Below are 9,605 nucleotides of genomic sequence, written 5' to 3'. Positions count from 1 at the left end.
ACAACGAAGCCGGAATGAACAAGAGGTGGACGTGAATCCGTCCGGCGACGGACGGCCGTGCCCCTTCAAGGAGTTGCCGGTGGACTCCCGAGCGCAGCGTCGTCGTGTCTCGTTGCCCTGCGGTCGGGGATCGAGGAGCGGGGAGGGGGAGGCGCCGGCTGGTGGACCGACAGGTCGGCTTCGCTTGCAGTTCCCGCAGCGGAGGATCGCCATGCTCACCGGCGGTGCCGACTCGCTGCCCGTGAGGGGAGCTCTCGCTGAGCTGGCGGATGAGCCGATCGGCGATCGGGTTCAGCCGGTGAGCCGGCGGACCTGTTCAGCGGAGAGCTGGCGGTCGGCGAAGAGCACGACTCGTGCGGTCGGGTCTGGGCTGTGCGCGTCCGGACCCTCCCATCTGAGCGCGAGGCCGAGTCGCTCGATGGTGCGGCGGGAGCGTGCGTTGCGTTCTGCGACGACCGCGGTGACGGGCAGCTCCGGTCGGAGGCGGTGGGCGAGTTCGATGCCGGCGAGGGCGACCTCCTGCGCGTAGCCCTTGCTCCAGTGGTCGGGGTGGAGGGTGAACGCCACATTCCAGGCTGCATCGGAGAGCAGAGTGCATCCACCCATTCCGATCAGATCACGGCTGTCGATGGGGGAGTCGCGCCGGCGGATCACCCAGCTGCTGAGTCCGTCCCGTGTCCACTGGGTCCTTCGATACGCGATCACGGCCCGGGTCTGATCGGCGGAGAGATGGAGGAGGAGCGGATCCTCTTCCGCGATCCGCGGATCGGTGTAGAGGCGGAACAGCTCGTCCAGGTCGGTCTCGGCGGGCCGGCACAGTCGGAGCCGGTCGGTGAGCACGTCGAGGTCCCGTGGGGCACAGGCCTGTCCGTCGCTCACGCTCATGGGATGAGGTTGCCATGACCCGACCGCTCGACCAGCGTTGAGTGCGCATGTGATCCGGTCGCGCGAGGTGGCCCGTACGGGGATCGGTGGCCGGAGGTCCTCAGTTGCTGACGTGAGTCAGAGTCCGCGCGTACTCGATCATCGGATGACCACCGAGCGGATGCGGCGCGGGATCCCCGTGAGGCTCGAAGCCGGACGCCTTGTAAAGCCCTTCCGCCCTATCGTTTCCGGCGCGGACGTGCAGCTTCAGGACGAGGTAGCCGAGCTGAGAGGCGGACTGGACCGCGTCGTCGAGCAGTGTCCGGCCGAGCCCGCGCCCTGTCTCGCTCGGTGCGACGGCGAGCAGTTCGAGCAGCGCACTGTGTCGGCCCGGACCATCGCCCGTGTCGACGGTGAGAGCGAACCCGAGGGGATCCGAGCCGATGACGGCGAACCGAACGAGAGGCCGGTGGAACTTCGCTCGAGCCCTCTCGGCGACCGCGTCGTCCTGACTGCATCCGTCTCGTGCTCTGAGTGCCTCCAGCCAGAGGTCGATGCAGGGCCCGCGATCGTCAGGCGAACCGGCTCGGATCTTCATGCGCTGAGGCTATCGAGGCAGCCATCGGACATGTTCCGAATCCGAGTCGCGTCCTCGTTGTGGACGCCGGCTCGCCGGCTGACGCTGGACAGCAGCTCGCCGAGGCGTGGTCGTGTCACCGAACGAGACGTCGGGCGAAGGACCGGCACATGCTCCGAGGGACGGGCGTGCGCGAGGAGCGATTCGTACAGTGGAGGTATGAGTGTGATGAAGGAGACGGGTACCGCGCGGCGGAGCGGACGAGGGTGGACGCGGGCTGCGTTCGTGCTGGGCGTTCTCGCCGTCGTGTCCTACGCCGTCGGATACCTGGCGGTGGCCCACCTGTGGGTGGGCGATCCCCTGGTCATCGGAGTCGCGACCACGCTGCAGTACCTTCTCCCGCTGGCCGGCGTCCTCGTCGGTCATCAGGCGCGACGACACGTCGGTCCTCGCTGGGAGTCGACGGTGGGACTCGTGCTCTCCTACCTCTTCCTGGCCTTTGCCGTGGTGCCGGTCGTCATCGGCTTGGCCGGACTGCTGCTGGCACGCTGATCGATCGACGACCCGGATCATTCAGCGGTTCACGCGATTCGCCGCCGTCTGAACGATCGGCAGCTTCTTCGCACGAAGGGTGGCGGCGAGGAGCCAGCCGAGGAGGGAAGCGATTCCTGCCGTGACTGCGTATTCCGTGATGAGGCCCGCGGAGGAGGGCCAGGTCGCGTTTCCCGACGCGAGTACCAGCGCGGTGGAGGCGGCGGCGCCGATCGCGAGTCCCAGGCCCAGGAACGCGGCCGCCTGCCCGACGCGCGGGAAGCGGAGTGTCCGCCGGTCGAGCCAGAGACTCGAGGGAAGCCACAGGAGTGCGCCCGCGACAGTGAACGCGGCTGCCGTGCCCGCGATGAGCCCTGCTGCGGACCCGCCCGATACATCCCAGCTGCCCGCGGTTCGCACCAGCGCGAGGACCGCAACGGCAGGCCACGCCAGAATGCCCCATGCCAGTTCTCGTGTTTCCATGAGCATCATGGTCCGGCACGTCGGTGAACACGCCATGAATCAGAACGTTCAGCACTCCACGATCATGTGTTCCGTAAGGGGATGGTTGAGCGGGCCATCTTCGTCGTCCGCGTGGACTCATCCCTCCACAGGACCGGGGCGCGTCTCGGGGCTGAAATCGGAGGTTGCGGTGGTTGCGTCCGGGCAGAGGCCGGTGGTCCAACCGTGATCATCCGCGTAGGAGTTGTATTCGTTTGTCAGAGAGAAGACGATCCCTGCGTTCCAGGGTGCCGTGTAGGCGAAAGAGACGACGGGATCCCCTTCATCCGTGAGAGAACTCCAGGCGAGCTCCGCCTCCTCGCCCGCTACTGCTGCCGTGTCGAGGCATGCGACCCGGTTGATGGGCACGAGCTCGGTTTGATCAAGCACGAACTCTCCGCAGGTGTCGGCAGCGTTGCCTTCCTGCACGATCAGCGGCGCGTCGCGCAACGCGCGAGCTGCCCGGATCGGATCACCCTCCGGAGCTGGTGAACCTGAGCACGCGGCGAGCATCAGTGCGCCAGCAGCAATGAGCGCCGTAGCGGCGCAATGCCGTCCCGCCATTCCCTCGCCTGTTCGTTTCACGGCGCCACCGTACTCATGACCGCGCCTTTGTCTACTTGCAACCGGCAGGCGGGGCCGGCACCGTCCCGTATCGGGATGGTTCACCGGGCCGATCTGGTGCCCGGCCGTGGAAGACTCGTTGGGCCGACGACAGCGGAGCGTGACGCCAGTGACTTCAGTAGTGAGCCTCATCCGCTCCAACAGCCTCTCCGGCGCAGCGCGATATGCCTACGCCGCGACAGTTCCCGCCGGCTCGCGCATGATCTTCCTCGCCGGAGATGTTGCACTGGACGCGGTAGATCCCCTGCCCCGGAGTTGCCGTCACTTCGTCCCTAGTCTTTTCCTATGAACGCATCGAGCTCATTGCCCTCTCTTGACGGTTACCGCTTCGCGGCTGTCCGCGACACAGTCGGCGGCGAAGTAGGACCTGAGACTGTCTTCGACTACCACGAAGCGGACGGCGAGGTGTGGGCCACCTACGCCGGCGGCGCAGTCCGGCGGGGATTCCTTGTCGGCACTCGAACCGGTGACACGGTGGCGTTCCGCTACTGCCAGCTCAACGAGGACGGCGAGACCTCGACGGGATCCTGCGTCTCCGAGATTGTTCTCGACCCAACTGGGCTGCTTCGAATGAAGGAGACGTGGGCCTGGGAATCAAAACCCGGTAATGGCACCAGCGAAGTCACGGAGATCATCGTCCCTCGCCTAGCATCGGTCGTCACAGAACCCCGAACCCGACCCTTTCACGAGTCGTAGAATGAGTGACAAGTTATAGGACAACACTGCTCGGCGCGCCGCGTTTGTGGAGTTGATCGCTAAGTGGCGGCGTCTCTTGATCGTTGCGTGGCGCTAGTTGCCGATGACGAGGATGCTGGCAGCGGCTTCGATGACGTCGTCGGTAACGGTTTCGAGGTCGTTGATCTTGAGCACGCGGGCTATCTGCGGAAAGAGTCGTTCGAGTAGGCGGAAGTTGCCGCGGGTGATGCGTTCGATGGAGGCGATGGCTTGGGCGTCGGTGAAGTCGTCGGGGTCGAGGGTGCGGCCGAGGCGCTTCCAGTGGCGGTCGAGGACGAAGAGGAGTTCGTCGCGACCGAGGGCGCGGTGATGGTGGGAGAAGCCGAGGCGGCTGTAGAGCTGCGGGTAGTGGCGGAAGCGTTGGTCGATGCCGGGCATGCCGTTCAGAATTATGGAGAGGTGTTCGCGGTCGTGTCGGTCGCGGAGCAGCTCGAGTGCGGTGGGTGTGAGTCGTTCGGCTTCGTCGATGATGAGTAGCTCGACGAGGTGAGCCACTGGTCGTGCTTTGAAAGGCGGGTCAGGTTCGAGGGAGCGCAGATGTTCGTCGGTGCAGAGGCCGACTTTGATTTGCCAATGGTCGATGTCGTGCATGAGGTCTTTGGGTCGGCAGAGTACTTCGGGTGTGTAGAACACGGTGCGGGATCGGTTGGCGAGGGCGTAGTGCTTGGCGTCGTGATCTCCTCGCGGGCCCCATTCGTTGATGTAGGGCTCGAGAGCGTCCCAGTTCGCATAGCGGCGGGCGGAGTTGGTCTTGCCGACACCAGCATCACCGTGACAGATGCCGATGGTTCGTTCCTTGCGGACGGCGTTGGCGAACTCGGTGAAGCGTCGGTGCTCTTTGGTCACGATGAAGGCCTGGTTCATCACTCGTCCTCTTCATAGGTGCGTAGCCGGCGCCGATGGGGAACGGGCGCGACGCTGTGCGGCTCCTCCCGGACGGTGGCGGTGGGAATGCGGTCGTTGATGACGTGCCGGAGTTGTCGTCGGCGGGCGCGGCGGGCGGCTTCGATGTCGCGGAGGCTGAGTCGGAGGTTGGGGTGAGCTTCGTCGACGGCAACACAGACGAAGGTGTCGCGGTCGTAGACCCGGATCTCTGAGACGTCACGTGGGTCTTATCGAATCGTGACGGTGTGCCCGACGAAGGGTGCGAGCGTCGGGGCGAGGTAGCGCTGGCCCTGGAAGTGAATGCCATCGCGCTGCACGACGCGATTCTTCGGAACAGTGAGAAGAAGCCCATCGAGCTGTTCGAGGCTGTCAGGCATACGCGGGAGCCAGCCGTCAGCAACCCATGCGTCTCGCGGAGAGGCTTCGAGCTCGCGATGCGGGCGCTCGTTGTAGGTCCTGACGAAGGCGCCGATCGCCTGGTCGAGGGCCGCCAGATCAAGTACTGGGTCGGGGCTTCTGCTGCCGGGCCCGAGGTGCCCCGGGAGGGTAGCGAGGAGTTCGGTGTTGATGGTGCGGAAGAAGCGTTCGATCTTGCCGCGGCCCTGGGGTCTGCCGACGATGGAATGGATGATGCGGATGCGCAGCTCGATGGCGGTGCGTTCGAGGTGGTGGCTGGTGAAGTCGGAGCCGTGGTCGACGTGGAGAACGTCAGGTATCCCGCACATAGCCCACGTCGGGTCGGGCTTTCTCCAGATCGCCTGACGGAGAGCAAGTGCTGTGTTCATCGCGGACGGTGCCCCGGCGAAGACGATGTAGCCGCAGATCGCGCGCGAATAGTCGTCCATCACGATCGTCAGCCACGGCCGATCGGGCGCGCCCCCGGTGCCCATGATGAGGATGTCGAGTTCGGTGTGATCCGCCTGCCACATGTGGTTGGGACGTTCGGCGCGTCGGCGAAACACCAGCTCGTGCTTGTCTCGATAGGCGGCCGGTCCTTCCAACGCGAGTGTTACGAGCGCCGGGTCTAGAGCTTGCACGATTTCCCTGACGGTGGCGTAGCTCGGCGCCGACAGGCCATGATGATCTGCTTCAGCGCTTGCTAGGCGGTGCAGCGTGGTCTGCGCTGGTCGCGGCCTGCTCAAAGCCAGTCGTTCGATGAACGCCACGAGCTCAGGCGGCGTTCGACCTACACCAGCGTCCGATCGCTGGTGCGGATCGAGAGCAGTGACGCCGCTTCCTCGGTAGAGCTGATGCCAGCGCTGTAGTGTGCGGAGGCCGATGCCGATGTCTCGTGCGAGGGCGGCGAGGGGTATCTGATCTTCGACGTGAAGTCGGAGAATTCGCCACCGCTCGTCACCGTCCATGGCATTTGCTACATGGCGGTGCTCTCGCGGCCGGCGAGGGCTTGCTGGTGACGGTAGAGGGTGGCGCGACTCCAGCCAACGAGTCGTGCTGCGTCTTCGGCAGTGCGGCCCTTCGCTCGAGCATCGGAGGCGATGGCGAGCTTGTCGGCGATTACTGCAGGATCGGACAGTGGGCGGCCGAAGCGTGTGCCGTTCTGCCGCGCCGCTGCGATCCCCGCATTCACCCGCTCGACGATCAGTTCGCGCTCGTACTCGGCGAGGGTGGCCAGCATGTTGAGCATCAGCCGGACCGTCGACGTCGCCGGATCGATGCCATCAGAGATAGACCGGACGTGGATGCCGCGGTCACGCAGCAGGTTCACCGTGTTCAGGACGTCCATCAAGGAGCGGCCAAGCCGATCAACTCGCCACACGACCACGGTGTCACCGGACTCTGCATGCTCGAGGAGCTTCTTCATCCCTCGGCGCTCGATCGCGGTCTTGCTCCCGGAGGTGACATCAGCGAACACGTCGCGCTTTTGAACGCCGACAGCCACCAGCGCGTCGAGCTGCAACTGCGCATCCTGACTCGATGTGCTCACGCGGGTGTATCCAAGAAGTCTCACTCGACCAGTGTGACTCACAAAGTCCTCGCAGTCATGACCCTGAGACGGTTTCTGTTGAGACGCATTTTCGAGACATCTGCGACCTCGGTATCGCGCGGACCCGACACCGCGACAGCGATGCCGACCGGGCGTCTCAGAAAGCTGTTGTTTTCCGAGATGCAGTTGATGTTGCAGGTACGGTGTCTCCGTGCCGAATAGTTTCGCTCCCGTGGACCCCGTCGCGCTCACGCAGTCTTTGATCCGATGTGCTTCGGTCACCCCGAGCGACGACGGAGCCCTCGATGTCGTGGCAGGCGTACTTGAGAGCCTTGGCTTCATCGTTCATCGGCTGGACTTCGATGGCACCCCGAATCTCTACGCCCGCCGAGGAATCGACGGACCGCACCTGTGCTTCGCCGGTCACACCGATGTCGTTCCCCCAGGCTCTAACGAGTGGAGCTCCGACCCCTTCGATGCGACACTCCGCGACGGGACGATCATCGGTCGAGGTGCCAGCGATATGAAGGCCGCCATCGCCGCTTTCCTCGCAGCGGTCTCGCAGACGCAGCCCGAAGTGCTCGACCTTGGGTCGGTCAGCCTCCTGATCACCGGAGACGAAGAGGGGCCGGCCACGGGTGGCACCGTGCGTGTGCTCGAGTGGCTCGCCGATCGCGGCGACATGCCGGACTTCACCCTTGTCGGCGAAGCGACTAACCCGGAGCGGATCGGCGACGTGATCAAGATCGGACGGCGCGGAAGCCTTAACGCCAACCTGACGGTGCGCGGGTTCCAGGGGCACGTTGCCTACCCCCACCTCGTCGACAACCCGGTGCACCGCCTCATCCGCGTTCTCAACCGACTCGCCACAACACCACTCGACGAGGGGTCCGAGTGCTTCGAGCCGTCGAGTCTCCAGATCACCACGATCGACGTCGGCAATGCGGCGAACAACATGGTGCCCGCCGAAGCAACCGCGCATCTGAACATTCGCTTTAACGACCTTCATTCAGCCGAGAGCCTCGAGGGCTTGATCCGCCGGGCGGCAGAAGAGTTCGCAACCGACTTCACCCTCTTAGTCGAGGTAAGTGGCGACCCCTTCATCACTGCTGGATCGAGCCACGTCGCGCTGTTATCCGAGGCGGTAACATCCGTGACCGGGCGAACTCCCTCGTTGGATACCGGCGGAGGAACTTCCGATGCGCGATTCATCGCCCACTATGGCGAGGTCGCCGAATTCGGCCTCATCAGCAGCACAATCCATCAGATCGACGAACACGTCGTGGTAAGCGATCTGCACCAGCTCACAGTGATTTACCGCACGTTTCTCGCAAAATTCCTGACTCGCTGAAATCCTCGGTGATCCGACGCACGCGTAGCGCGACGTCAAGGAGCGATCAAAGACTGCCGCCACAAAGCGATCAACTCCACACCCATGTGCTCATTGCTTCATTTACTCATTTGAGTTCCGGTCGGCGCCGTGCCGAAGGGGTGGTTGCACTCAGTCTACGGACGGGGCCGCCCCCGCCCTCCGATCCATTGAAGGATGCCGATCGTGACGACCGAAACCACGGCGACCAGAAGGAGGAAGGGAAGGGCACCTAGAACCAGGAACAGCACGAAGCTGTCTCCACCCTCGAGCCCGTCCATGACCGCAGCCGCGACTCTAGAAGAGTCAGGACGCCGGCGTGAGCGGCCCGGTCGTGAAGTCACTCCGACCGTCCCCGCCACAGACCTGGAAATCGGAGGGCGTGTCGATTCCCGGTCCGGCGCCGTCCGAGGTGACGAGCACCCGGACAGTCGTCGCGGTCGTCGGCGTGCAGTCGTATGCGCCGACCGCCGAGAGCTGGCCCTCCGCCTGCACCGACTCACCCGGAGCGAGAGCCCCCGGGAACGCTTCCGCACCCGACGTGCCGGCGGTGGTGAGCTGCGTCCCATCGGCACCGAGCATCAGAACGCCCGGCCACCCGAAGTACGAGCACGCCTGATCCGAGGCGTTCGTGAGCACGATCGCGAACCCTTCCTGGCCCGCCCCGGAAAGCTCGGGCCGGTCCTCCACCGTGACCGTGAGCTGCGTGTCCCGGCACGGGTCCGCCGGCCACACCGGACCAGCCGCCGCCGCACTCGCAGTCGCGGTCGCCGCCGGAGTAGCGGGGGCGGACGTCGGGGCGGCGGTCGCGGTCGACGCCGGCGCGGCGGCCGACGTCGATGCCGGAGCCCCCGCCGTCGAACCGGCGCAACCGACGAGCGCGAACACCGGAACGGCGAGCAGCAGGGCGAGAGTCGAGTGGGAGGTCCGAGTCGTCGTCATCCGGCGAATCTACCTTTGACTGCTCACTCCCAGTGCGAGACGACGGGCGGCGGGACTTCCCGCTCGTGGTTGAGCACTCGAAAAGCGATCGCGAGGACGACGCAGACGCCGGCACCGATCAATGCGGCAGCGCCAGCCACCGTCATCCACAGCGGTTGGACAGCCGAACCGTCCACGCACAGCGGATTCCACAGGAAGCTCTCGGAGCTGGAGTAGCTTCCACGAACCTCGCACGCCTCTGCCGGATCCCACATGTAGAGAGAGGACATCAACCCGAGAGCGGCGGCGAAAACGGTGAAGATCACGGCGAAAACGAGGGGGATCGCGTGATCCGGCCGAGGAGACTGTCTAACGCTCATCGGGAGGGTGCCCCCCCCGGAGTTGCCATCTCTCACCACTCATCGCCCAGCTTGCGGAGCCCGTTGTCCTCCGGCAGGGTTCGGCGCGAGTAGTCGTGCAGAACGTCGGGCGACGCAATTTCCTGTCCGTCACGTTCAACTTGACGGCTGGCCGCAATGACGACGCATGTCACGGCCACGATCAACGCCGCAGCAGTCGTCAACGTCATCCATATCGGCTGAACGGTTGACCCATCCGAGCACAGCGGGTTCCAGAGGAACCCCTCTCCCGTC

At 65.0% G+C, this 9,605-nt stretch carries 12 protein-coding genes and 1 pseudogene; 3 read left to right on the top strand and 10 right to left on the bottom strand.

Features of this window, described 5'->3' with window-relative positions; all coding sequences use genetic code 11:
• Window positions 1–291: 291 nt before the first annotated feature.
• Both C5D04_RS16955 and C5D04_RS16950 read right to left on the bottom strand, forming a co-directional pair.
• Window positions 292–885: a GNAT family N-acetyltransferase gene (locus tag C5D04_RS16955; RefSeq protein ID WP_104234066.1), complete on the bottom strand. Its 594-nt coding sequence runs from the start codon at window positions 883–885 to the stop codon at window positions 292–294.
• A 100-nt stretch (window positions 886–985) separates the two neighbouring features.
• Window positions 986–1,462, bottom strand: a complete 477-nt coding sequence (locus C5D04_RS16950) for a GNAT family N-acetyltransferase (protein ID WP_104223376.1) — start codon at window positions 1,460–1,462, stop codon at window positions 986–988.
• 198 nt (window positions 1,463–1,660) lie between these two features.
• Here C5D04_RS16950 and C5D04_RS16945 point away from each other — a divergent pair, with 198 nt between their 5' ends.
• Window positions 1,661–1,993, top strand: coding sequence for a hypothetical protein (locus C5D04_RS16945; protein WP_104226378.1), 333 nt, complete (start codon window positions 1,661–1,663; stop codon window positions 1,991–1,993).
• Between the two features lie 21 nt (window positions 1,994–2,014).
• Here the strand turns inward: C5D04_RS16945 and C5D04_RS16940 are convergent, their stop codons facing one another.
• Both C5D04_RS16940 and C5D04_RS18025 read right to left on the bottom strand, forming a co-directional pair.
• Entirely contained in the window at window positions 2,015–2,464 is a 450-nt protein-coding gene (locus C5D04_RS16940) for a hypothetical protein (RefSeq protein ID WP_104267942.1), read from the bottom strand.
• Window positions 2,465–2,572: 108 nt separating this feature from the next.
• On the bottom strand, window positions 2,573–3,058 hold the full coding sequence (locus C5D04_RS18025) for a hypothetical protein (protein ID WP_146087897.1): 486 nt from the start codon (window positions 3,056–3,058) through the stop codon (window positions 2,573–2,575).
• Window positions 3,059–3,382: 324 nt separating this feature from the next.
• Between C5D04_RS18025 and C5D04_RS16930 the strand changes: the two genes are divergently transcribed.
• Complete coding sequence (locus tag C5D04_RS16930; RefSeq protein ID WP_104223373.1) at window positions 3,383–3,793, top strand: hypothetical protein; 411 nt, start codon at window positions 3,383–3,385, stop codon at window positions 3,791–3,793.
• A 93-nt stretch (window positions 3,794–3,886) separates the two neighbouring features.
• Here the strand turns inward: C5D04_RS16930 and C5D04_RS16925 are convergent, their stop codons facing one another.
• The 3 genes and pseudogenes from C5D04_RS16925 to C5D04_RS16915 all read right to left on the bottom strand — a co-directional run bounded on the left by C5D04_RS16925 (window position 3,887) and on the right by C5D04_RS16915 (window position 6,686).
• A complete protein-coding gene (locus C5D04_RS16925) occupies window positions 3,887–4,696 on the bottom strand; it encodes an AAA family ATPase (protein WP_104348082.1) in 810 nt (269 codons plus the stop codon).
• Window positions 4,696–6,081: pseudogene (locus tag C5D04_RS16920) on the bottom strand (Mu transposase C-terminal domain-containing protein). Before C5D04_RS16920 ends, C5D04_RS16925 begins: the two are co-directional and overlap by 1 nt.
• Before the next feature lie 8 nt (window positions 6,082–6,089).
• Window positions 6,090–6,686, bottom strand: a complete 597-nt coding sequence (locus C5D04_RS16915; RefSeq protein ID WP_104348081.1) for a recombinase family protein — start codon at window positions 6,684–6,686, stop codon at window positions 6,090–6,092.
• Window positions 6,687–6,894: 208 nt separating this feature from the next.
• Here C5D04_RS16915 and dapE point away from each other — a divergent pair, with 208 nt between their 5' ends.
• Complete coding sequence (dapE, locus tag C5D04_RS16910; RefSeq protein ID WP_219815043.1) at window positions 6,895–8,013, top strand: succinyl-diaminopimelate desuccinylase; 1,119 nt, start codon at window positions 6,895–6,897, stop codon at window positions 8,011–8,013.
• A 324-nt stretch (window positions 8,014–8,337) separates the two neighbouring features.
• Here dapE and C5D04_RS18765 read toward each other — a convergent pair whose 3' ends face one another.
• From C5D04_RS18765 to C5D04_RS18405, 3 genes are all read right to left on the bottom strand, one after another.
• The gene (locus C5D04_RS18765) at window positions 8,338–8,973 is read right to left on the bottom strand and encodes a DUF4232 domain-containing protein (protein WP_104348079.1); all 636 of its coding nucleotides are present in this window, start codon (window positions 8,971–8,973) and stop codon (window positions 8,338–8,340) included.
• Window positions 8,974–8,996: 23 nt separating this feature from the next.
• Window positions 8,997–9,278 carry a hypothetical protein gene (locus tag C5D04_RS16900; protein ID WP_104223367.1) on the bottom strand — a complete coding sequence of 94 codons (282 nt, stop codon included), beginning with the start codon at window positions 9,276–9,278 and terminating at the stop codon, window positions 8,997–8,999.
• A gap of 86 nt (window positions 9,279–9,364) precedes the next feature.
• Window positions 9,365–9,605, bottom strand: a 241-nt coding sequence (locus C5D04_RS18405) for a hypothetical protein (RefSeq protein ID WP_219815042.1), incomplete at its 5' end; no start/stop codon positions are given.

It is taken from the genome of Rathayibacter sp. AY1D2 (assembly GCF_002932695.1).
GTDB lineage: Bacteria > Actinomycetota > Actinomycetes > Actinomycetales > Microbacteriaceae > Rathayibacter.
This window is presented reverse-complemented; position numbering and strand designations above follow the sequence as displayed.

Excerpts from the sequence above, each read along its gene's own strand:
- C5D04_RS16955 (WP_104234066.1), bottom strand. The coding sequence starts at position 885 with ATGAGCGTGAGCGACGGACAGGCCTGTGCCCCACGGGACCTCGACGTG.
- C5D04_RS16950 (WP_104223376.1), bottom strand. The coding sequence starts at position 1,462 with ATGAAGATCCGAGCCGGTTCGCCTGACGATCGCGGGCCCTGCATCGAC.
- C5D04_RS16945 (WP_104226378.1), top strand. The coding sequence starts at position 1,661 with ATGAGTGTGATGAAGGAGACGGGTACCGCGCGGCGGAGCGGACGAGGG.
- C5D04_RS16940 (WP_104267942.1), bottom strand. The coding sequence starts at position 2,464 with ATGATGCTCATGGAAACACGAGAACTGGCATGGGGCATTCTGGCGTGG.
- C5D04_RS16930 (WP_104223373.1), top strand. The coding sequence starts at position 3,383 with ATGAACGCATCGAGCTCATTGCCCTCTCTTGACGGTTACCGCTTCGCG.
- C5D04_RS16925 (WP_104348082.1), bottom strand. The coding sequence starts at position 4,696 with ATGAACCAGGCCTTCATCGTGACCAAAGAGCACCGACGCTTCACCGAG.
- C5D04_RS18765 (WP_104348079.1), bottom strand. The coding sequence starts at position 8,973 with ATGACGACGACTCGGACCTCCCACTCGACTCTCGCCCTGCTGCTCGCC.